The organism is Streptomyces sp. RLA123 (assembly GCF_056270165.1).
Window position 1 is genome coordinate 4,690,414 of sequence record NZ_JBWDOR010000003.1, and the last position, 21,814, is coordinate 4,712,227.

At 71.5% G+C, this 21,814-nt stretch carries 19 protein-coding genes and 1 tRNA gene; 10 read left to right on the forward strand and 10 right to left on the reverse strand.

Annotated features, from left to right (window positions below; genetic code table 11):
* Positions 1-18: 18 nt before the first annotated feature.
* Positions 19-498, reverse strand: a complete 480-nt coding sequence (gene mscL / locus RV983_RS21410; protein ID WP_475987365.1) for a large conductance mechanosensitive channel protein MscL — start codon at positions 496-498, stop codon at positions 19-21.
* Between the two features lie 215 nt (positions 499-713).
* Complete coding sequence (locus RV983_RS21415; protein WP_475990403.1) at positions 714-1,280, reverse strand: hypothetical protein; 567 nt, start codon at positions 1,278-1,280, stop codon at positions 714-716.
* 311 nt (positions 1,281-1,591) lie between these two features.
* On the opposite strand from RV983_RS21415, the gene RV983_RS21420 reads away from it, so the two are divergent.
* The gene (locus tag RV983_RS21420) at positions 1,592-2,278 is read left to right on the forward strand and encodes a helix-turn-helix domain-containing protein (RefSeq protein WP_475987366.1); all 687 of its coding nucleotides are present in this window, start codon (positions 1,592-1,594) and stop codon (positions 2,276-2,278) included.
* Between the two features lie 19 nt (positions 2,279-2,297).
* On the opposite strand, the gene RV983_RS21425 is transcribed toward RV983_RS21420, so the two are convergent.
* The 4 genes from RV983_RS21425 to RV983_RS21440 all read right to left on the reverse strand — a co-directional run bounded on the left by RV983_RS21425 (position 2,298) and on the right by RV983_RS21440 (position 6,921).
* Complete coding sequence (locus RV983_RS21425) at positions 2,298-3,308, reverse strand: zinc-dependent alcohol dehydrogenase family protein (protein ID WP_475990404.1); 1,011 nt, start codon at positions 3,306-3,308, stop codon at positions 2,298-2,300.
* Positions 3,309-3,513: 205 nt separating this feature from the next.
* On the reverse strand, positions 3,514-3,846 hold the full coding sequence (locus tag RV983_RS21430) for an FmdB family zinc ribbon protein (protein WP_475987367.1): 333 nt from the start codon (positions 3,844-3,846) through the stop codon (positions 3,514-3,516).
* Between the two features lie 66 nt (positions 3,847-3,912).
* Positions 3,913-5,211: an MFS transporter gene (locus RV983_RS21435; protein WP_475990405.1), complete on the reverse strand. Its 1,299-nt coding sequence runs from the start codon at positions 5,209-5,211 to the stop codon at positions 3,913-3,915.
* A gap of 210 nt (positions 5,212-5,421) precedes the next feature.
* Positions 5,422-6,921: a potassium/proton antiporter gene (locus tag RV983_RS21440; RefSeq protein ID WP_475990406.1), complete on the reverse strand. Its 1,500-nt coding sequence runs from the start codon at positions 6,919-6,921 to the stop codon at positions 5,422-5,424.
* Between the two features lie 209 nt (positions 6,922-7,130).
* On the opposite strand from RV983_RS21440, the gene RV983_RS21445 reads away from it, so the two are divergent.
* Positions 7,131-9,989 carry a penicillin acylase family protein gene (locus RV983_RS21445; protein WP_475987368.1) on the forward strand — a complete coding sequence of 953 codons (2,859 nt, stop codon included), beginning with the start codon at positions 7,131-7,133 and terminating at the stop codon, positions 9,987-9,989.
* Between the two features lie 73 nt (positions 9,990-10,062).
* On the opposite strand, the gene RV983_RS21450 is transcribed toward RV983_RS21445, so the two are convergent.
* Positions 10,063-10,671, reverse strand: a complete 609-nt coding sequence (locus RV983_RS21450) for a 5-formyltetrahydrofolate cyclo-ligase (RefSeq protein ID WP_475987369.1) — start codon at positions 10,669-10,671, stop codon at positions 10,063-10,065.
* Between the two features lie 81 nt (positions 10,672-10,752).
* Between RV983_RS21450 and galU the strand changes: the two genes are divergently transcribed.
* The 7 genes from galU (at position 10,753) to RV983_RS21485 (ending at position 15,786) form a co-directional block, all read left to right on the forward strand.
* Complete coding sequence (gene galU, locus RV983_RS21455) at positions 10,753-11,661, forward strand: UTP--glucose-1-phosphate uridylyltransferase GalU (protein ID WP_475987370.1); 909 nt, start codon at positions 10,753-10,755, stop codon at positions 11,659-11,661.
* Positions 11,658-13,010 (forward strand): molybdotransferase-like divisome protein Glp, encoded by a 1,353-nt coding sequence (gene glp, locus RV983_RS21460; RefSeq protein WP_475987371.1) that lies wholly within the window; start codon positions 11,658-11,660, stop codon positions 13,008-13,010. Before galU ends, glp begins: the two co-directional genes overlap by 4 nt.
* 55 nt (positions 13,011-13,065) lie before the next feature.
* Entirely contained in the window at positions 13,066-13,548 is a 483-nt protein-coding gene (gene moaC, locus RV983_RS21465) for a cyclic pyranopterin monophosphate synthase MoaC (protein ID WP_475987372.1), read from the forward strand.
* Positions 13,530-14,033: a MogA/MoaB family molybdenum cofactor biosynthesis protein gene (locus RV983_RS21470; protein WP_475990407.1), complete on the forward strand. Its 504-nt coding sequence runs from the start codon at positions 13,530-13,532 to the stop codon at positions 14,031-14,033. The genes moaC and RV983_RS21470 overlap by 19 nt, the downstream gene beginning before the upstream one ends.
* Positions 14,030-14,650: a GNAT family N-acetyltransferase gene (locus tag RV983_RS21475; protein ID WP_475990408.1), complete on the forward strand. Its 621-nt coding sequence runs from the start codon at positions 14,030-14,032 to the stop codon at positions 14,648-14,650. Before RV983_RS21470 ends, RV983_RS21475 begins: the two co-directional genes overlap by 4 nt.
* A 140-nt stretch (positions 14,651-14,790) precedes the next feature.
* Positions 14,791-15,654, forward strand: a complete 864-nt coding sequence (gene sepX / locus RV983_RS21480; RefSeq protein WP_475987373.1) for a divisome protein SepX/GlpR — start codon at positions 14,791-14,793, stop codon at positions 15,652-15,654.
* 58 nt (positions 15,655-15,712) lie between these two features.
* Positions 15,713-15,786 (forward strand) — tRNA-Ala (locus tag RV983_RS21485).
* A 518-nt stretch (positions 15,787-16,304) separates the two neighbouring features.
* On the opposite strand, the gene RV983_RS21490 is transcribed toward RV983_RS21485, so the two are convergent.
* Together RV983_RS21490 and RV983_RS21495 are read right to left on the reverse strand one after the other, a co-directional pair.
* Positions 16,305-17,777 carry a PepSY-associated TM helix domain-containing protein gene (locus RV983_RS21490; RefSeq protein WP_475987374.1) on the reverse strand — a complete coding sequence of 491 codons (1,473 nt, stop codon included), beginning with the start codon at positions 17,775-17,777 and terminating at the stop codon, positions 16,305-16,307.
* 185 nt (positions 17,778-17,962) lie between these two features.
* On the reverse strand, positions 17,963-18,400 hold the full coding sequence (locus RV983_RS21495; protein WP_475987375.1) for a hypothetical protein: 438 nt from the start codon (positions 18,398-18,400) through the stop codon (positions 17,963-17,965).
* 629 nt (positions 18,401-19,029) lie between these two features.
* Between RV983_RS21495 and RV983_RS21500 the strand changes: the two genes are divergently transcribed.
* The gene (locus tag RV983_RS21500) at positions 19,030-20,043 is read left to right on the forward strand and encodes a cation diffusion facilitator family transporter (protein WP_475987376.1); all 1,014 of its coding nucleotides are present in this window, start codon (positions 19,030-19,032) and stop codon (positions 20,041-20,043) included.
* 195 nt (positions 20,044-20,238) lie between these two features.
* Here RV983_RS21500 and RV983_RS21505 read toward each other — a convergent pair whose 3' ends face one another.
* The gene (locus tag RV983_RS21505; RefSeq protein WP_475987377.1) at positions 20,239-21,309 is read right to left on the reverse strand and encodes a hypothetical protein; all 1,071 of its coding nucleotides are present in this window, start codon (positions 21,307-21,309) and stop codon (positions 20,239-20,241) included.
* Positions 21,310-21,814: the final 505 nt, after the last annotated feature.

The window sequence follows — 21,814 nt, forward strand, 5'->3', positions numbered from 1 at the left end:
GGACCTGCCGTGGCGTGCCTACGGGTGCGTCCGGTTCCCGCCGCCGTAGTCGTAGGGCGCCGGGATGGTGTGCCCCCCGCCGTTGCCCTGCTGGCGGGCGAGCAGGTCACGGATCTCGGTGAGCAGCTCCAGCTCGGTCGGGCCGGCGGCGGCCTCATCTTCCTTGCCCGCCTTCCGCCGCTCGTTGAGCTTGTTCATCGGAAGGATCAGCAGGAAGTACACGACCGCGGCCGTGATCAGGAAGGTCAGCGCGGCACCGGCCACGGAGCCCCACAGCAGGCCAACGCCCTTGGAGAGCTCGCCGCCGGAGGCGACGCAGGGCTTCTCGATGCAGACGATGTAGCCGTCGAGGTTCTTGGTGCCGATGGCACCGATCACCGGGTTGATGAGGCCCTTCACGAACGCATCGACGATCTTGCTGAACGCCGCGCCGACGACGACGGCGACAGCGAGCTCGACGACATTGCCACGCAGAAGGAAGGCTTTGAAGCCCTTCAAGGGACGATTTCCTTTCGAACGACCGTGCATGTTCGGCCTACGGAACCCTGGCGAAGCAGCGGGCTCCACCATGGGACGGGCGGCGGAACCCTGGGGTCCGTGAGCGGTTCGGCCTCTGAGGGTACGGGCTTGGGGCCCGCGCGACACACCCCTGTCCGACTCGCCCTGACCCGCCCCCTCCGCCGAGGAGGTCTCTCGGCACGCGGTCGGAGCGGTCACCGCAGTGCCAGCGACAGAGGGGTCTCCGCTGCGGCACCCGAGAGCGCGACCGCCGTCCCGCGCGGAACCGAGAGCACGATCAGCGCACCGCTCCCGCCGCCCCCGGCGGCCGGGCCGCCGAGACCGCCGGAGAACCCCTCGGACTCCCGCGGCACGGCTACCACGGGCGCGGCCCGCGCGACGATCCGTGCCGCGGCCATCACGTCCACCCGATCGCCGGGGCGCACGAGCCGTACCGCCTCCGCGTCCGCGATCCGGACCGGCGCGCGCACCGTGTCCCGCGCCGTGACGACCGCCGCCGGCGCGGGCCCCGCCCGGCCGGACCATGCGGGACGAGGGGCTTCCCGGGGCGCGGCGGCCGCGACCGCCGCGGCCGTCATGGCCAGACCCGCCGCCACCATCCGGCGTCGCTGCCGCAGCACCCGCCGTAAGCGGTGGCTCCCACCGCCCGCCCTGATCGGTGCGAAGTCCGGCACCGCGCACGGCGCCGGTGCCCCGGCGCCCGCCCGGGAGATCGCACCCGCTGCCGCTGCCGCTGCCGCCGCACCGCTCCCGCTGTTCATGCCTGTCACGCCGTCCACACCTTCCACGCCCGTCCTGTTCATCACTGGGACCACCCCCGTCACTCGCTCGCGCCGCCGGACCGCGCCGGACCGCGCGGGACCCTGCTTGATCCGGCGGTCCGGATCGGCACGAACCACGATGCCGCAGCGCACCGACGGCCGTTCTCGGCCTGTGGATTACTCACCGGTTGTGGATAACTTCGTCGCCTGGTCGAGGGGATCGCGGGCCCAGACCTGGCGGCACGGCCTGGGCGGTGGTGTGCTGGGTAGCGAAACGAAGCGCCTGAGCCCGACAACGGGAGGTGGTCGACGTGCCCAGGCAGACACTGAACGACGGCCTGTCCGGAAAACCCAGATCGCACCCGGGCGATGTGGCCCGCCGCGCCGCGGAGCGGCGGGAGCAGCTGGGGCTCAGCCGCGAGGAAGTGGCCGCACGGGCCGGGATGACGCCGGGCTATGTGCGTTACGTGGAGGAGCAGTGCCACCACACCATCGGCACCAGTGCCCTCCTCCGTCTCGCGGGCGCCCTGCGGACCACGGCCAGCCGGCTACTCGGGGGCGACCTCGAGAATGGCCCGGACGGCGTGGCGACCGGGCAGCCGGTGCCCTGCGACCTGGACATCGACGAGTGCTGGACTCGGCTGTCCGGGCAGGACGTCGGCAGGATCGCGCTGACTACCGCCACCGGTCATCCAGCCGTCCTGCCGGTCATCTACTCCGTTGCCGAGGGCGCCATCGTCTACCGCACGGCGCAGCAAGCCCTGCCTGCCGCCAAGCGCGGTACGGAGGTCGCCTTCGAGGTCGACCGGTTCGACGCGTCCCTCAGCGCCGGCTGGAGCGTGCTGCTCCTCGGGATCGTCGAGCACGTCACCGACTCCGACGAGGTGCGCGCACTCGCCCAGGACGCCCACCCCGACCCGTGGGCCGACGGCACCGACGACCTGTGGATACGGATCGTCCCCTCGAACGTCACGGGGTGCCTGATACGGGCCGAGTGAAGCCCGGCGCTGATCGCCGTCAGCGCGGCACGAGCACGGCCGCGCCGTTGACGCGGTCGGCGGCCAGGTCCCCCAGGGCCCGGTCCGCACGGTCCAGCGGGTACGGGGTGACGGTCACCCGGATCCCGATCCTGGCCGCCAGGGCCAGGAACTCCTGTCCGTCCTGTCTGGTGTTGGAGGTGACGCTGCGCAGATTCCGTTCCTGGAACAGATGGCGCTGATAGTTGAGCGAGGGGATATCCGTGAGGTGGATGCCGGCGACGGCCAGCGTGCCCCCGCGGTCCAGAGCCTCCAGAGCGACCGGCACCAGATCGCCGACCGGCGCGAAGAGGATCGCGGCGTCGAGCGGTTCCGGGGGGCGGGCGTCGGCGCCGGCCGCAGAGGCCGCACCGAGTTCCAGTGCGAGTTCGCGTGCCTTCGCGGACCGGGTGAGCACATGCACGGTCGCGCCCTCGTCCAGCGCGACTTGCGCGGCGATGTGTGCCGAGGCCCCGAAGCCGTAGATGCCCAGCCGTCCGCCGTGCGGCAGGTCGCTGCGGCGCAGTGCGCGGTAGCCGATGATCCCGGCGCACAGCAGGGGCGCCAGGTGCACGGCGTCTCGGCCGTCGGCGTCCTCGGGCAGCGCGTACGCATAATCCTCCGGGACGGTGGTGAAGTCCGCGAAGCCGCCGTCGGCGTCCCAGCCGGTGTAGAGGGAGTCCGGGCACAAATTCTCCCGCCCGGACCGGCAGTAGGCGCAGTTCCCGCAGGTGCCGCGCAGCCAGGCCACGCCGACCCGGTCGCCCTCGGTGAAGCGGCCGGCAAGCTCACCGGTGGCGACGACCCGCCCGACGACCTCATGCCCGGGCACGGTCTCCCGGCGGTGCGGGGGAAGGTCTCCCTCGGCCAGATGGAGATCCGTCCGGCAGACGCCGCACGCCTCGACGCGCAGCAGCAGCTCCGTCGGTCCCGGCACCGGTTTCGGCCGGGCGACGCGCACCAGTGGCTCCGTGATCATGGACCCGGGCCGGTCGACGACCCAACCGCTCAGCATGCTTCCAGTCTGTGGCCCGAGGCCATCGCCGCGCACGGCGAAACAGGTCGGGAGACGGCCGCCGCGGGACCGGCCTCGCAGGCTCCGCGATCCCCCGATCGGGCGTACGCCGAAGGCCCCGGTCGATGCCGACAGGGGGCCTTCGCCCGAAATGGGGCGCCGCTCAGGCGATCCGCGCGGGCGGGCCGCGCAAGCACTCCGCTCAGGCGGCGGAGGTGCTCGCCGAGCTCGACGAGGAGCCACCGCTGCCCGAGGACGAGCTCGTCGAAGAGGACGACGAAGACGAAGACGAAGACGAAGAGCTCTTCGACTCGGAGCCGCTGCCGGCCTTGGCCGCGGGGGCGCTGCTGGACGACGAGCTGCGGCTGTCGGTCCGGTAGAAACCGGATCCCTTGAAGACAACGCCGACCGCGGAGAAGACCTTGCGCAGGCGGCCTTGGCACGCCGGGCACTCGGTGAGCGCGTCGTCGCTGAACTTCTGCACCGCCTCGAGGCCCTCGCCGCACGCGGTGCACTGGTACTGGTAGGTCGGCACTTGCTCCTCCTGGCACTCTGACTCATTGAGTGCTAACGACGGTCAATAGTGCAGCATTCCGCGGCGTCAGTCCACCGTGACCGGCACTCGGTGACCGATACCACTGCCGTCTCCGCGTGCCGCGACCAGTCCCGCGGAGTGGGGAGAGAGCCTGCCGCGCAGTGCCAGCAAGGTGATCAGCGCCAGCGCGGTACCCGCCAGGGGCACGGCGAATCCGGCGCTCGCACCGATGCCGTCCGCGAGCCGGCCGGCGGCCGTGGCCGCCGCCGCCTGCCCGAGCGCGACCGCGCCCGTGAGCCAGGTGAACGCCTCCGTGCGGACCTGCGCGGGCACCAGCGATTCCACCAGGGTGTAGCCGGTGATCAGCGCCGGGGCGATGGCCAGCCCCACCAGCAGCCCGAGCCCGCCCAGCAGCGGGACGGTGTGTGCCGCCCAGAGCATCGAGGTGGCCGCGGTCAGCGCGGCGTAACCGACGACCAGCCGCCGCCGCGGCCCGGACTTCCACGCCACCGCGCCGCAGACGACGCCCGCCAGCATGTTGCCCGCGGCGAAGGTGCCGTACAGCAGGCCGTTGATGCCCGGCCGCCCGATCTCCTCGGTGAAGGCCGTCATCGAGACCTGCATGCCGCCGAAGACGGCGCCGATGCCGAGGAAGGCCACCGCGAGCACCCGCACACCCGGCACCGTCAGCGCCGAGGGCTGCCGCGCGCGGGCGCCGTCCGCGGCGCGGGGGGCGGGCGCGGGCGCGGTCCGTCGCTGCACCGCGAAGATCAGGCCGCCGGCCAGGGTCAGCGCGGCCTCGGCGAGCAGCCCGGCCGCCGGATGGACGCCGGTGCTCAGTGCCGTGGCCAGTACCGGGCCGATGACGAAGGTGAACTCGTCGGTCACCGACTCGAAGGCCGTGGCGGTCTGCAGCAGCGGGGACTTGTCCGGCAGGGTGGCGGCCCAGCGCGCGCGCACCATGGGCCCGATCTGCGGCACCGAGGCGCCCGCGGGCACCGCCACCGCGAGCAGCGCCCACAGCGGGGCGTGCGCGAGGGCGAGCAGCGACAGCAGTGTCACGGCCGCCGTGTGCACGATCACGCCGGGGACGAGCACCGCGCCCTGCCCGAAGCGGTCGGCGAGCTTGCCGCTCTGCGGGGCGAACAGCGCCATGGCGACGCCGGTGACGGCGGACACGGCTCCCGCGGTGCCGTAGGAGCCGGTGGTGTGCTGCACCAGCAGCACGATGCCGATCGTCAGCATCGCGAAGGGCTGCCGGGCGGTGAAGCCGGGCAGCAGGAACGTCCACGCACCGGGTGTACGCAGCAACTGTCCGTAGCCGGGGCGCCCTGTGCCGGAGGTACGGCCCCGGCGGGGCCTCAGGGGCGAGCGACGGGAGGATCGAGTGACCGTGGATGCCACGGCCCGGGCCTTTCTGCCGCCTGGTAGCGCACCCTGGACGCCTGGTCGCGTACGGTGCGCCGAGAGCTGTCCTCTCGCGCTTGACCGAGGTAGATACCGGGTGTCCGGCCGCCGGGCGGTCGCGCCAGCTCTGCGTCAGGCAGAGTTGGTGGTGACTGTCGTGCAGCCATGTTAACGGCTGGTTTCGCGGCCCGATTCCAGCCATCCGGCCAGCTTGCCGCCCCGGCCGACGGCGCGCAGCCGGGCTTCGGCCCTGTCGCGCACGGGGTCGGTCGCGACGACCAGGAGTTCGTCGCCGGTCCGCAGCACGGTCGTCGGCAGCGGCACGAAGCTCTTGCCCTCCCGGACGACGAGCGTCACCGCGGCCCCCGGTGGCAGCCGCAGTTCGTTGACCTCCACGCCGTGCATGCGGGACCGGGCGGGGATGCGCATCGACAGCAGATGGCCGCGCAGCCGTTCCAGCGGGGCCGACTCGATGCCGAGGTCCTCGGCCGCACCCAGGTCCTCGATCCGCAGTGCCTTGGCGATCCACGGCAGGGTGGGCCCCTGCAGCAGGGTGTAGACGATCACCAGGACGAAGACGATGTTGAAGATCCGCTCGCTGTGCTGGACCTTGGCCACCATCGGGATGGTGGCGAGCACGATGGGCACCGCGCCGCGCAGTCCGGCCCAGGAGACCAACACCTGTTCGCGGAAGGGCGTTCGGAACGGCAGCAGACTCGCGGTCACGGACAGGGGCCGCGCCACCATCGTCAGCACGAGCCCGACGACGATCGCCGGCACGATGTCGTCGCCCAGTTCGTGCGGGGTCACCAGCAGGCCCAGCAGCACGAACAGCCCGATCTGCGCGATCCAGGCGAGCCCCTCGGCGAAGCCACGGGTGGCCGGCCGGTGCGGCAGTTTGGCGTTGCCGAGCACGACGGAGGCGACGTAGACGGCGAGGAAGCCCGAGCCGTGCGTCATGGCTCCGCCCGCGTACGCGAGGACGGCGATGGCCATGACCGCGATCGGGTAGAGGCCGGAGGCGGGCAGCGCGACGTGGCGCAGGGCGTACGCGCCGAGCAGGCCGACCGCCAGGCCGACGACGGCGCCGATCGCCAGCTCCAGGAGGATCTCGCCCAGCAAGAGGCCCCAGTTGTGCACCGGCCAGTGCTCGGAGAAGGCGACGACCAGGATGACCACGGGCGCGTCGTTGAAGCCGGACTCGGCTTCCAGGACACCGGTCAGCCGTGTCGGCAGCGGTACCCGGCGCAGCACGGAGAAGACCGCTGCCGCGTCGGTGGAGGACACCACGGCGCCGATGATGATCGACTGCCGCCAGTCGAGTCCGACGAGGTAGTGCCCGCCTGCCGCGGTGACGCCGACGCTGACCGCGATCCCGAGGGTCGCGAGCACCGAAGCGGCCGGCATCGCCGGTTTGATCTCGCGCCACTTGGTGCCCAGACCGCCTTCGGCCAGGATCACCACAAGTGCGGCATATCCCAGCACTTGGGTCAATTCGGCGTTGTCGAATTTGACGCCGAGGCCGTCCTGCCCGATCGCGACGCCGATGCCCAGGTAGATCAGCAGGGTGGGCAGTCCGCTGCGCGAGGAGAGACGCACGGCGACCACTGCGATGAGCAGCACGGCGGCGCACACCAGCAGGAGCTCGTTGAGGCGGTCGACAGTCAGGAGCCCGTCCTTTCACCGCAGTTCATTGCCTTGCCTAATATTTTACCTGCGCTTGAGGCCGTTGCGTTCTCTGCACGCGTTCGGGAGTGGCTTCTGCACCGCTTCCGTACGGCTTCCGTCCTCGCTCCAGGCACCGCTTGGGAGGCCGCGGGACACTACGCCTAAGGTGGCCCCTAGCAATCGGTCCACCCTGCCCTCGAAGGACATCGATGCCCGCCAAGACAAAGTCCCGCCGCGTGCGCCTGATCGTGATCGGGGTCGTACTCCTGCTGGTGGCGGGCATCGCCTTCGGGTCGTACTGGAGCGTGGCCACCGTCCGCGCCTCCCTCCCGCAGACCACCGGAACGCTGCAGCTCAAGGGGCTGTCGGGGCCCGTCCAGGTCAAACGGGACGGCAACGGCATCCCGCAGATCTACGCGGACACCCCGCAGGACCTCTTCCGCGCCCAGGGGTACGTCCAGGCGCAGGACCGTTTCTACGAGATGGACGTGCGGCGGCATCTGACCGCGGGCCGTCTCTCGGAGATGTTCGGCAGCGGCCAGGTGGAGACCGACGCCTTCCTGCGCACGCTGGGCTGGCGCAAGGTCGCGCAGGCCGAGTACGACACCAAGCTCTCGCAGACCACCAAGGACTACCTCCAGGCCTATTCGGACGGCGTCAACGCCTACTTGGCGGGCCACAAGGGCGCCGACCTCTCCGTGGAGTACGCGGCCCTCGCGCTGACGAACGACTACTCCCCGGAGAAGTGGACGCCGGTCGACTCGGTCGCGTGGCTCAAGGCCATGGCCTGGGACCTGCGCGGCAACATGCAGGACGAGATCGACCGCGCGCTGCTGACCAGCCGGTTGAACAAGGGCCAGATCAACAGCCTCTACCCGGCCTACCCATACACGCGGCACCGGACGATCGTCGACGACGGAACGGTCAATACCGTCACGGGTGCGTACGAACCGGCCGATTCCGCCACGAATGGCGCGTCCGGCGACACTTCGGGCACCGGTACGGGAACAGGTACGGGAACGGGAACGGGTACGGGAACAGGCACCGACGGGGGCACGGGAACCGGCACCGGCACCGATGGGGGCACCGGCACCACCGTCGACGAAGCCGCCGGCACCCTGCAGTCGCAGCTCGCCTCGCTCACCGGCACCCTCGACCAGATCCCGGCGCTGCTCGGCCCCAACGGCAACGGCATCGGCTCCAACTCCTGGGTCGTCGACGGTGAGCACACCACCACCGGCAAGCCGCTGCTCGCCAACGACCCGCACCTGGCGCCCCAGATGCCCTCGCTCTGGTACCAGATGGGCCTGCACTGCACGACGGTCTCCAAGGCCTGCCCCTTCGACGTCGCCGGCTACACCTTCTCCGGCATGCCGGGCGTGGTCATCGGCCACAACCAGTCGATCGCCTGGGGCATGACAAACCTGGGCGCCGACGTCACCGACCTGTACCTGGAGAAGGTCTCCGACGACGGATACCTGTACGACGGCAAGACGGTCCCGTTCGACGACACCAACACCCGCCAGGAGACGATCAAGGTCGCCGGGGGAGCGGACCGCACGATCACCGTCCGCACCACCAACAACGGTCCGGTGGTCTCCGACCGCAGCTCGGAGCTGCTCAAGGTCGGTGACCGGGCGCCGGTGGACAACTCCGCGCCCGACCGTGGCGACGGCTACGCGATCTCCCTGAAGTGGACCGCCCTGGCGCCGTCCAAGACGATGGACGCGGTCTTCGAGCTGGACACGGCGACCGGCTGGGAGGAGTTCCGGACCGCGGCCCGCGACTTCGCCGTCCCCTCGCAGAACCTGATCTACGCCGACAACAAGGGCGCGCACGGCAACATCGGCTACCAGGCCCCCGGCGACGTCCCGATCCGCGCCGCCGGCTACAACGGGACCTACCCGGCACCCGGCTGGGACCCGAAGTACCAGTGGAAGGGGATGATCCCCTTCGACGCCATGCCGTGGGAGAAAAACCCGAAGCGCGGCTACGTCGTCACGGCCAACCAGGCCGTCGTCGACCAGAACAAGTACCCCTACCGGCTCACCCAGGACTGGGGCTACGGCACGCGCAGCCAGCGCATCAACGACCTGATCGCGTCCAAGATCAAGGACAGCGGCCTGGTCTCGATGGACGACATGCAGAAGATGCAGAGCGACAGCAGCAGCGAGATCGCCAAGCTGCTGGTGCCGTACCTGTTGAAGATCGACATCAAGAACGACAAGGACGACTACGTCCGCAACGCGCAGAAACTGCTGGAGAGCTGGGACTACAACCAGGACGCGGACTCCGCCGCCGCGGCCTACTTCAACGCGGTCTGGCGCAACACCCTCAAGCTCGCTTTCGGCAACAAGCTGCCCAAGGAGCTGCGGCCGAAGGGGCAGTGCCTGACCGTGCCGGCGACCGACAAGTCCGGTCCGGTCGACGACCTCAGCGGCGAGTCCAAGCTCGTGCGCGAGTGCGGCCAGCGCGACGCGGACCAGGCGCAGCCGGACGGCGGCGACCGCTGGTTCGAGGTGGTGCGGTCGATCATCAAGGACGAGGACAACCCGTGGTGGACCACGTCCCCCACGGCCTTCTACGACAAGGACAGCGGCAAGCCGCGCACGACCCGCGACGAACTGCTCGCCCAGGCCATGAAGGACGCCCGCTACGAGCTGACCGCCAAGCTCGGCAAGAACATCGACACCTGGAGCTGGGGCCGGCTGCACCAGCTGGAGCTGCGCAACCAGACGCTGGGCACGGGCGGCCCGGCGGTCGTCCGCTGGCTGCTGAACCGCGGGCCCTGGAACCTCGGCGGCGGCGAGGCGGCGGTGAACGCCACCGGCTGGAACGCGGCCGGCGGCTACGAGGTCGTCTGGGTGCCGTCGATGCGGATGGTGGTCTCGCTGGGCGACTTCGACAAGTCGCGGTGGATCAACCTCACCGGCGCCTCCGGCCACGCCTACAGCGCGCACTACTCGGACCAGACGACGAAGTGGGCCAAGGGCGAGCTCCTGCCGTGGGCGTTCACCCAGCAGTCCGTCGACGCGAGGACGGAGGACACGCTCGCGTTGACGCCGTGAGGCGCTGAGAGCGTGAGGCGCTGACGCCGCACATACGTCGAGGGGCGGGCCCGCGGGCCCGCCCCTCGCGCGTTCAGCGCCGCCCGGCCGGCCCGAACCGCAGCACGCCGTCCGCAGTCACCGCCGCGTCCACCGGCCGGTCGTGCGGCTCGGCGGGCACGCGGTCCAGCACCTCGTGCCCGTAGAGCAGGACCACCAGGGCCGGCGTCGCCCCGCACGCCGCCAGGCGGGCCAGCACGCGGTCGTAACTGCCGCCGCCGCGCCCCAGGCGCAGGCCGCGCGCGTCGACCGCGAGGCCCGGAAGCAGCACGGCGTGGGCGACCGTGACGGCGTCGGGGCCGAGGCGGGGGCCGGTGGGCTCGTACAGGCCGCGCGGTGTCCGCACGAGCGCGTCCGGGCCCTCGTAGGGCCCCCAGTCCAGATCGTTGTCGGGCAGCAGGACGGGCAGCAGGACCCGCTCGCCGCGCTCACGCAGCGCCTCCAGCAAGGCACGGGTGCCTGGTTCCGCACCCATCGAGACGTAGGCGGCCACGGTCCGGGACCCGCCGGACAGCTCGGGCAACTCCAGCGCGTGCCGCGCGATTCCCCGCTCGGACTCCGACCGGAAATCTGCTGTAAACCCGTTCCTCATCCGAAGGAGACTTTCCCGCAACCCGGCCTTGCTAGCCTGGTTGCCACTCATTTGGCCCACAATCGCCGCCTATCCCCTTCAAGCAACCGGAACTTCACCTTCACCTCATACGCAGCGGTTATTGTGCAGAGCATGACTCACGCGCGTACTCGGATCAGCAAGGCTGTCATCCCCGCAGCCGGCCTCGGCACCCGTTTCCTCCCCGCCACCAAGGCGACGCCCAAGGAAATGCTGCCGGTCGTGGACAAGCCCGCGATCCAGTACGTGGTCGAGGAGGCCGTCGCGGCCAACCTCTCCGATGTCCTCATGATCACCGGCCGCAACAAGCGCCCGCTCGAGGACCACTTCGACCGCAACTACGAGCTCGAAGAGGCGCTGACCCGCAAGGGCGACGAGTCCCGGCTGGCCAAGGTCCAGGAGTCCAGCGACCTGGCCACCATGCACTACGTCCGCCAGGGCAACCCCCGGGGCCTCGGCCACGCGGTGCTCTGCGCCGAACCGCACGTCGGCGACCAGCCCTTCGCGGTCCTGCTCGGCGACGACCTGATCGACCCCCGCGACCCGCTGCTCAGCACCATGATCGACGTGCAGGAGCAGCACGGCGGCAGCGTCGTCGCTCTGATGGAGGTCGACCCCGGCCAGATCCACCTGTACGGCAGCGCGGCGGTCGTCCCCACCGGCGACGACAACGTGGTCCGGATCACCGACCTCGTCGAGAAGCCCGCGGCGGGCGAGGCCCCTTCCTCGTACGCCATCATCGGCCGCTACGTCCTGGACCCGGCGATCTTCGGCGTGCTGGGCAAGACGCGGCCCGGCCGCGGCGGCGAGATCCAGCTGACCGACGCCCTGCGTGAACTGGCCCAGGCGGGCGGCCCGGACGGCCCCGTGCACGGCGTGATCTTCAAGGGCCGGCGCTACGACACCGGAGACCGTGCCGACTATCTGCGTGCCATTGTCCGACTGGCATGCGAACGTGAGGACCTGGGCCCGGACTTCCGGTCCTGGCTGCGTTCGTATGTCAGCGAGGAGATGCAAGCTTGAGCAGTAGCACGGCCGCCGGTGCCGATCGCGTCTGGTCCGTCTCGGAACACCTCGACAACATCCTCCGGCAGCTGAGGCCACTGGAGCCGATCGAGCTGCAACTGCTCGACGCCCAGGGGTGCGTGCTCGTCGAGGACGTCATGGTGCCGGTGTCGCTGCCTCCCTTCGAGAACAGCTCGATGGACGGCTACGCGGTCCGCACCACCGACACCCAGGGCGCCGACGACGAGCATCCGGCCGTGCTCACCGTCATCGGTGACGTGGCGGCCGGCAGCGGCGAGCCGCCGGCCGTCGGGCCGGGCGAGGCCGCGCGGATCATGACCGGCGCCCCGCTGCCGCCCGGTGCCGAGGCCGTCGTCCCGGTCGAGTGGACCGACGGCGGCAGCGGCGAACCGGGCCCCGTCAGCGGCATGTCCGCCGCGAGCCGTACGCCCGGTGCGTCGTCCGGCGAGGTCCGGGTCTACCGGCAGGTCGAGGCCGGCGCCCATGTCCGGGCCCGCGGCAGCGATGTGGCCGCCGGCGAACTGGCCCTCGCCGCGGGCACGGTACTGGGGCCGCCGCAGATCGCGCTGCTCGCCGCCGTCGGCCGTGCCGCGGTGCGGGTACGGCCCCGGCCGAGGGTCGTCGTGGTGTCCACCGGCAGCGAACTCGTCCCGCCGGGCGAGGCGCTCGGTCCCGGGCGCATCCACGACTCCAACAGCTACATGCTCACCGCCGCCGCGCGGGACGCCGGCGCCCAGGGGTACCGCGTCGGCGCGGTCGCCGACGACGCCGAGACCTTCCGCGCCACCGTCGAGGACCAGTTGATCCGCGCCGACATCGTGGTCACCAGCGGCGGCGTGAGCGTCGGCGCGTACGACGTGGTCAAGGAGGCGCTGGGCGAGGAGATCGAGTTCCGCACGCTCGCCATGCAGCCCGGCAAACCGCAGGGTTTCGGCTTCGTCGACGCGGGAGCCCGCGTCGAGACCGAGACGGCGGCGGAGGGCGGGGAGGCGCCCGCGGAGCCCGAACGCACCCCGCTGGTCGCGCTGCCGGGCAACCCGGTCAGCGCCTATGTCTCCTTCGAGTTGTTCGTGCGCCCCGCCATCCGGACGCTGATGGGCGTCGAGCCGGTCCACCGGCCGTCGGTGCGGGCGGTCTGCCCGACGGGCGTGACCTCCTCGCCGAAGGGCAAGCGCCAGTTCCTGCGCGGCCGCCACGAGGCCGCAACGGGCACGGTCACCCCTGTGGGCGGAGCGGGATCCCACCTGGTGGGGGCGCTCGCCCACGCCAACTCGCTGATCGTGGTCCCGGAGGACGTCACGGAGATCGCGGCGGGCTCCGAGGTCGACGTGGTGCTGCTCGACTGAGCGGGTAGCGTACTGCCCACGCGAGCACGCGCGAGCAGTGGGAGTGTCCGTAGCGATGACAGAACAGCAGGGTCTGACGCACATCGACCAGACGGGGGCGGCCCGCATGGTCGACGTCTCCGGGAAGGACGTCACCGCCCGCACCGCGCGCGCCACCGGCCGGGTCCAGGTCTCGCCGCGCGTCATCGAACTGCTGCGGGGCGAGGGCGTCCCCAAGGGCGATGCCCTCGCCACCGCGCGCATCGCCGGCATCATGGGCGCCAAGCGCACCCCGGACCTGATCCCGCTCTGCCACCCGCTGGCGGTCTCCGGGGTGACGGTCGATCTCGCCGTGGGCGACTCCTCCGTCGACATCACCGCCACGGTGCGGACCACCGACCGCACGGGCGTCGAGATGGAGGCCCTGACCGCGGTCAGCGTCGCCGCGCTCACCGTGGTCGACATGGTCAAGGCCGTGGACAAGGGCGCGGTCATCACGGACGTCCGGGTCGAGGAGAAGACCGGCGGCAAGTCCGGGGACTGGAGCCGCGGCGCGTGAAGGCACTCGCGATCACCGCGTCCAACCGCGCCGCCGCCGGGGTCTACGAGGACCGCGGCGGCCCTCTCGTCGTCGCCGGGCTCGCGGAGCTCGGCTTCACCGTGGACGGCCCGCGCGTCGTCCCGGACGGCGAGCCGGTCGGGCGGGCCCTGCGGCAGGCGGTGGCGGAGGGCTACGACGTCGTGGTCACCACCGGCGGCACCGGCATCTCGCCCACCGACCGCACTCCCGAGGCGACCCGCGACGTGCTGGACTACGAGGTCCCCGGAATCGCCGAGGCCATTCGCGCCGCCGGCCGCGAGAAGGTGCCCACGGCGGCACTCTCCCGTGGCGTGTCCGGCGTGGCCGGGCGCACCCTGGTGGTGAACCTCCCCGGATCGACCGGCGGCGTCAAGGACGGGCTGGCCGTACTGGCCCCCCTCCTCGTGCACGCCGTCGACCAGCTCCGCGGAGGCGACCACCCTATGTCTGGGAGACCGAGCTGAACGTGTCCTGGCCGGCGGAGCTGGCGGACGGGGACGTCCTCCTCCGCCCGATAAAGATGCGCGACCAGCGCGCCTGGCGTGAGGTCAACCGCCGCAACCGCGACTGGCTGAGGCCGTGGGAGGCCACCGTGCCGCCCGCCCCGCCCGGCCACCTCGCCCTGCGGCCCACCTACCGGCAGATGGTCCGGCACCTGCGCCACGAGGCCGTCTCCGGCCGCATGATGCCGTTCGTCATCGAGTACCAGGGGCGGCTGGCCGGGCAGCTCACCGTCGCCGGCGTCACCTGGGGCTCCATGTGCAGCGCCCACATCGGCTATTGGGTCGACGAGGCGGTCGCCGGACGCGGCGTGACGCCGACCGCCGTCGCCCTCGCGGTGGACCACTGCTTCCGCGCGGTCGGTTTGCACCGCATCGAGGTGTGCATCCGGCCGGAGAACGGGCCGAGCCGGCGCGTGGTGGAGAAACTCGGCTTCCGCGACGAAGGACTGCGCCCCCGCTATCTGCATATCGACGGGGCGTGGCGGGACCATCTCGTGTTCGCGCTGACGGCGGAGGAAGTGCCGGAGGGAATGCTCCACCGCTGGCACCAGGCACGACCTGGCACGGCTCACAAATAAGATATCTGTTCGAAATAAGTCGCCGTTCCGACTCTCGCACGAACGCAATCAGAAAAAAATTTCGGCGTATCAGCCAGATCGTGCGACACACCGCGCCAAATTGCGTATCCCCCGTCGTGAACCCCCCTACCGTGTGATGCGTGAGCAGCAGCGGCCTCATTTACGCAGTCATCGTCGGGGCCTGGGCTGCCTACTTGGTGCCGATGTGGCTCCGTAGGCAGGACGAGCTCAACGAAGCGCGCCCGACGGAACGCTTCAGCACCGCCATCCGGCTGCTGTCCGGACGCGCGGCGCTGGAGCGCAGGTACGCCAAAGAGGCGGACCCGGACGAGGAGACCGAGGGGGGAGACCCCACGGTCGACGTCCGGGACCTCGCCGTGCCCGCGCCCGAGGTGCCGGCCCAGCCCAGGCCACTGCAGGCCAAACCCCAGGCGCCGGCCGCGCAGGCCGGGGCGCAGTCCAAGGCCAAGCCCAATCCCCGGGCCAAGGTGCTCGCCGCGCGCCGGCGCACCACCACGCTGCTCTTCCTCGGCTTCACCTTCGGCATGATCGTGGCCGCGGTCGGCGGCGTCGCCTTCCTGTGGGCCCCGGGCATCCCCGCGGTGCTGCTCACGATCTACATCGCCCACCTGCGGGCGCAGGAGCGCCGCCGCTTCGAGGTCAAGATCGACCAGCGCCGCGCCGCCGAGGCCGCCAAGCGCCTGCGTGACGCCCGTACGGCCCGCGAGCACGCCCCCGAGGTCCCCGAGGTGGCCGAGCCCGCGCCACTCCCCCTGCCGGAGGAGCCGGCCACCGCCGACCGCCGCGCCCTCGTGGAGCAGACCGACCACGCGGAGTGGGTCGACCAGCAGCGCCCGCCCGCCGAGGACACCTGGGAAGTCCCGGCCCCCCGGCCCACCTTCTCCACCGCCCCCGTGGCCCCCCGCCGCACCCGCGACCGCTCCCGCACCCCCCTCTTCGACCAGCACTCCGACCGCGACCGCCCCCGCGCCGCCAACGAGTGACCGCCCCGGGGGTGAGCGGAGCACCCCTGCCGGGATGCTAGAGTTTTCCTCGTTGCAAGGGCCTGTGGCGCAGTCCGGTAGCGCACCTCGTTCGCATCGAGGGGGTCAGGGGTTCGAATCCCCTCAGGTCCACACAACAGACTGTTCTTGGCCGAGGTCGGGAACGGTTCATGAGATCCCATCCAGACCAGTGGTCTGGATGGGATTTTTTGCATTCCGGACCAGGTACGGCACGGATGCCGCTTGGGGAAGCCTCGTCGGGTGCCGAGGGCACGGAGGGCGGAGGAAGGACTCGACGGTCCTCAGGTTCCCGACCATGAGCTGGACGGCGGGCAGAAGGGTCTGAGCCACCCTTCCGCGACTCTGCCGCCTCTGGCGGGCGGGCAGAAACGTGTCGACCTGCTTTGCACGGCAATTGAGCCGCTGGCGTGGGAAGCACTGGCGGTCGCACCGTGGGACGAGCGCCGGGACGAGTGCGGCGGGCGCGCGGATTGTCCAGGTCGACGGTGTGCGGGGCGCGGCGGTTGTGTGCGGCGCGCCGCGATCGGTCGGCATCCGTGTCGCGTTCCTGGGGAGTCCCGCTGCCTCCGGGCCGGCTCAGGGAGTGAGCCGGCCCGGAGGCGGTTGCTGTCTCTTCTTTCGCCGCCGCGTCAGGGGGTGGGGCGCCGCAGATAGAGCCCGAACGCTATGTCGTAGAAGAGGAATGCGAGCAGCGTGATGCCCAGCAGGGGCAGGGCCCAGCCGAGTGCGGCGACGGCGGGGATGCCGATGATCAGTACCGGCAGGGGGAGTTGCCGCCACGTCCCTCGTGCGGGGGCCCTGCCGAGTGCCGCCGTGCGGTCGTTGCGCGTGGGGCGGCGCTGCCACCACATGCGGTAGCCCCACACGATGACGGAGATCAGGCCGACCGCGATCAGTGCCAGCAGGATCTGGTTGACGATGCCGAACAGCAGGCCCATGTGGCCCTGGACGCCGAGTTTGCTGAGCTTGGCCAGGACCGGGTAGTCGGCCCAGCGGCTCTCCGAGGTGACCTCGCCCTTGGCGGCGTCGACGGCGACCTGGTCGTAGTGGACCGGCCAGAGGTCGTCGTCCTGGGCCACGGTCCAGGCGCTCGTCGCATCGGCGGGCGGGGTCAGCTCCACCCGGCCCCCCAGGCCCGCGTCCCGTGCCACCGCGAGGACCGCGTCGAAGGCGGCCGGGTCCGTCGAGGCCGCGCCGTGTCCTGTGCCATGGCCGGCGTGCCCCGCGTGCTCGCCCTCCGTCTGCTCCGCTCCACCGGGCAGGGCGGTGACCAGTTCGGGCGCGTGCCCCTTGGCCGCGTCCAGCAGTGCTCCGAAGCGGGCGCCGGCGTAGTGGGACCAGGTCAGGCCGGTGGCGCTGAGAGCGAGCAGGCCGACGGCGAGCCACACACCGGTGGCCGCGTGCCGGGTGCGGGTACGCCGTACACCGCGAGCGGAGCGGTCCGGCAGCAGCACACCGCGTGCCGACCTGGCGCGCTGCCCGCGGGCACGCCCCAGCCACAGGACGAGCCCCCCGGCGACGATCACCCACAGCCAGCTGGCGGCGACCTCCGAGTACAGGCGACCGGTCTCACCCAGGTGCAGATTGCGGTGCAGGTCGTCCAGCCAGGTGGTCAGGGGTGTCGAGCCGTACCAGGTGGTGAGTTCGCCTTTGACCTCGGCGGTGTAGGGGTCGACGAACACCGTGCGCTGGTTCTCGCCCAGCTCCGGCAACGACAGCACCACCCGTGTGGTGTCCTCCGGGCCCGGCGGGGTGATGACCGAGGTCAGCGTGCCCTCCGGGTGGGCCTTCCGGGCCGCGGCGATCTGCTCCGCGAGCGGGCGCGGTTCGCTGCCGACCTCGGCCACGCCGAGCCGGTCGCCGTAGACGAGCTGGTCGAGTTGAGGGGTGAAGGTGTAGCCCAGCCCCGTCAGCGCGGCCACGAGCAGGAAGGGTGCGATGAACACCCCGGCGTAGAAGTGCAGCCGTACGAGGAGCGCCCGTACTCCGGTCCACGAGCGGCCTGGTTGTGCGGCACCGTCCCCCGGGGCATCAGCCTCCGTGACGGCCACCGCGGCCTCGTCGTGGTCGTCCTTCGGCGCTTGTTCCTGTGTTGAAGACATGCGTGCATCCCCAATCGGCACCCGGCGCACTGGGCGCGGGCGCTCGTGAAGTCGACGATTCGGTCCGCCTCGACGGCGGTACGGCGTGACACGCATGCCGCCCCGGAGCGCTGGAAGGCGCTGGGGGGCAGTGCTTGCGGGTACGCCGCACTGCGTCCGTCACCGCGAATGGGCGAGACGGACGGTCAGAAGCACATCGCTGACTTCGGTGGGCCCCGGCGCGTGACGCCGTGCCACAGGGCCGCCTGCCGCGACAGGCGTGAAGGGATGTCAAAGGACACCGGCCGCGCGGGGGCCGGTGGGACGACGGCGAGGTGGACGCGCGACGCCCGGCGCAGAGGAGCGAAGACGAACGCGGCCAAAGAGCGGCCGAGCTGGAAGGCGGCGGCCTCGCCGCGCCGCAGCCACAGACCGCACAGCACGGCGGCCGAGGCGTGAGCGCAGAACATGCCGGGGGACCAGCCGGCCATCGCGGCATCGCTCATGGGCATGGCATCGGCGGCGGCCGAAGCCCGATGGCCGACCGTCATCCCTCCCGCACCCGACGGGGCGGCGACGAAGGCCTGGGCGAGGCCGAACCAGCCGTGCAGGGCGAACTGAGCCACCACGGTCGCGGCCGTCACCACTGGAGCACCACGCTCGCGGCGACCTGCGAGCCACCATGCTCCGGCGGTCGTCGCGGCGAACGCGTACCCCAGCGCCCATCCCGGAACCGCCCGCGACATCAGGGCATGTCCGAGACCTGTCACCGCCACACACACGGCCGCGAACACCGCGGCACGCGTGAGGCGGAAGGCGGGCCCGGGCGTCATGAGCAGCCACGATGCCAGTCATCACCCGAATGGGGGATGGGGCGCACGGAAGCACCTACGGCGCACCCACGGCTGTGCTACGGCGTGCGGTCCGGGGGGGCCTACGGGGGCCGGGGTCGACCTGGAGCATGAACACCGTGCCGAGTCGGGCAACCCGACGTGCACCGCTCCGGTGGCGTGACAGGCTCACGCGTGCCGCCGAGCCTCCGGCGGGAGTGCCCCCTGCGTCGCGCAGCGCCACGGTGCCGGTGACCGGGCCGAGTTCCGCCGGTGCGCCGGAAGCGACGGCAGCATCCCGGATGATCTCGGCCCCGCGGCTGCATTGGTGCAGTTCAGCGGCCCGTTGTTGGTGTTGACAACGGTCACCGGTGCAGCCTTTGCGGAACCGCGTACTGGTGTGTTTCTCTGCCGTTCATCGACCGAACAGGGGAGAGCACACCATGAGCGCACACGACCATGGTCATCAGCACGGCGCCGATGACCATGAAGGCCACGCGCATGGAGTGTCCGCCGACGCCGATCGCCGTTGGCTCGGTCTCGCTCTGGGACTGATCGCCGGCTTCATGGCCATCGAGGTCGTCGTCGGCCTGATCGCCAGTTCCCTCGCGCTGCTCTCCGACGCCGCGCACATGCTCACCGACGCCGCGTCCATCGTGCTGGCCCTCATCGCCATGCGACTGGCAGCACGGCCGGCCCGGGGCGGCTTCACCTACGGCCTCAAGCGCGCCGAGATCCTTTCCGCCCAGGCCAACGGCATCACTCTCCTGCTGCTCGCCGCATGGCTGGCCTACGAGGCCGTGCGCCGCCTCATCTCACCGCCGGACGTGGAGGGCGGCCTGGTCCTGATCACCGCGCTGGCCGGCATCGTCGTCAACGTCGGCGCGGCCTGGTGCCTGTCACGAGCCAACCGAACGTCGCTCAACGTCGAGGGCGCCTTCCAGCACGTCCTCAACGACCTGTACGCCTTCATCGGCACCGCCGTGGCCGGACTCATCGTCGTGCTCACCGGCTTCGCCCGCGTCGACGCCATCGCGACGCTCGTTGTCGTCGGCCTCATGCTCAAGGCGGGCTACGGCCTGGTCCGCGCGTCCGGCCGTATCTTCCTGGAGGCGGCGCCCGCAGGCATCGACCCCGACGAGGTCGGCGACAGGCTCGTGGGCCACGACGCCGTAACCGAGGTTCACGACCTGCACATCTGGACCATCACCTCCGGCCAGCCGGCGTTGTCCGCGCACATCCTTGTCCGGCAGAACGGGGACTGCCACGCGGTCCGCCAGGACCTGGAGCACCTGCTCGCATCGGACTACGGCCTGACACACACCACTCTTCAGGTCGATCACGCCCCTGCCGAAGTGCTCACCGTGTCCGACCGCACTGACCGCACCGACCGCAAGGAGGGTCACTGCGACGACTCCCACGGCCCGGTGCACCGCGACGGTCCGCACAGCCATTGAGCGGCCGGGAGCGCCTGCACGCCCGACCGTTCCGGCACTCCGCAGGGCGGACCTACATGCCGCGGGGCTCCTGCGGTCGCGCGACGTGTCGACCTTCAGACGCGGATGCCGGCCCGTTCAGGGAACGCGGTCCGGCCCCGCTGACCGCGCCCCGCCGCGGGGGAGTTCGCCCTCCCTGCGCGGGGCTCGCCGCGCTCAGGCCTCGGCGGGCTCGGATTCCGCGCTGCGCGGCGCGGGAATGCCGGCTTCGACGGCTTCGACCGCCTCGGCTGGGCCGGCCGCCACGGCCGCCTCGGTCGCCACCGAGGGAACGAACGCCGCGTCGACGGGGTCCCCGGCGGCGAGGACGAACGGCCGCCGGTCGCGGCGGACGTCCCCGACGGTGAGGGCCACGACGGCCGCGGAACCCACGAACTCCAGCAGGTGCTGGGAACCGTCCACGAGGGTCTGCGACATCGCGTTCTGCGCGTACGCCCACAGATCGGTGAAGGCCGACGGCATCATGAACAGCGACAGGCCCGTGGAGAATCCCGTCGCGACTGGACGGCGCCTGGCGGCCAGCAGCATGCCGGCCCCGCACAGCACGGTGAGGCAGGCCCACTGGTACGGCGTGGACACTCCGAGGACCGCGCGACCGGTGCCCCTGCCGACGAGCAGGTCGCCGAGCACCGTGGGGCCCACCTGGAAGGCGGTCACCGTGTTCCGGCCGATGTAGAAGATGTTGAGCACCCCGAGCAGCACCCCGGAGGTGGTCGCCGTGACCTTCACGGGGCGGATCCTGCTGCCGGGCGTTCCGTCCGCGGCGGCGGCCTCGTACTCGATGTGCCGGGCCAGGAGCAGGAGCACGCCGAGGACCAGGGCGAGCGCCACGGCGAGAGCGGCGGTGATGCCGACGGCGGTCACCGAGGGGCCCTTGAGGGAGCCGAACCAAGGGTCGGTGGGCGAGTCGAGCAGGAAGTACCAGACCGCGGGGAGGCGGAAGCCGAGCGTCACGGCGCAGGCGGTCACCAGCAGTCCGCCGGCCCCCCGGGTACCGAGGAACGTGGCTGCCGCGGCGCCGAGTTGCAGCGCCGCCAGGCCCAGGTCCAGGGAGGACGTCGCCGACAGACCGGGGACGTAGCCGGTCGTCCACATGTCCCACGCGCCCGGCAGGCCGCGAACGGCGGCGTCGTACACGAGCCAGAACGCGGTCTGGACGAACAGCGCGAGGCTGAGCACGGCCATGGCGACACGCAACTGATGGACCGTCACGGCTGGCTGATACATGGCGCGCTGTCCCCTTTTATGTCTTCTGTGGCGTCTGCGTCGGGCGGTGGCCGATGCGGCGACGTGCCGGCGACGGAGCAGATCATAAGCCTGTTTCCGCGCGGCGCGAGAACTGAACAGGTCGTGGGAGAACGCGGCGTGACAAAGCATCAGACACAAGGGAAATGATTCGTCCGGATCGGCGCCACGCATTCCATTCCCGGGCGCCGGCGTTCCATTCGGGCGGGGGTGCCACCGGCGGCGCGACGGCACGGGGCTCGCGCGCTGCGCCGCGGACCACGGAACGGCCGGCTTTCCGCTCGGCGCCGGTACGGGGGCCCGGGGCCCGACCGGGGCTTCCCGCCCGCCGACGGCGATGGGAGCAGAGTGCCGCTCTTGTCCCGCCGGAACGGCACTCTGGCACGGCCGTTCTATTTCGTGAGCCGCGCGGTCGGCAATAATGCGGACGAGCGGCTTTCGACTCGGCCGCGGCGCGTTGTGCGCGCCGTGCCTCGCTGCGGGGGTG

Excerpts from the sequence above, each read along its gene's own strand:
- RV983_RS21415 (WP_475990403.1), bottom strand. The coding sequence starts at position 1,280 with ATGAACAGCGGGAGCGGTGCGGCGGCAGCGGCAGCGGCAGCGGGTGCG.
- RV983_RS21445 (WP_475987368.1), top strand. The coding sequence starts at position 7,131 with ATGCCCGCCAAGACAAAGTCCCGCCGCGTGCGCCTGATCGTGATCGGG.
- RV983_RS21450 (WP_475987369.1), bottom strand. The coding sequence starts at position 10,671 with ATGAGTGGCAACCAGGCTAGCAAGGCCGGGTTGCGGGAAAGTCTCCTT.
- galU (WP_475987370.1), top strand. The coding sequence starts at position 10,753 with ATGACTCACGCGCGTACTCGGATCAGCAAGGCTGTCATCCCCGCAGCC.
- moaC (WP_475987372.1), top strand. The coding sequence starts at position 13,066 with ATGACAGAACAGCAGGGTCTGACGCACATCGACCAGACGGGGGCGGCC.
- RV983_RS21490 (WP_475987374.1), bottom strand. The coding sequence starts at position 17,777 with ATGTCTTCAACACAGGAACAAGCGCCGAAGGACGACCACGACGAGGCC.
- RV983_RS21500 (WP_475987376.1), top strand. The coding sequence starts at position 19,030 with ATGAGCGCACACGACCATGGTCATCAGCACGGCGCCGATGACCATGAA.
- RV983_RS21505 (WP_475987377.1), bottom strand. The coding sequence starts at position 21,309 with ATGTATCAGCCAGCCGTGACGGTCCATCAGTTGCGTGTCGCCATGGCC.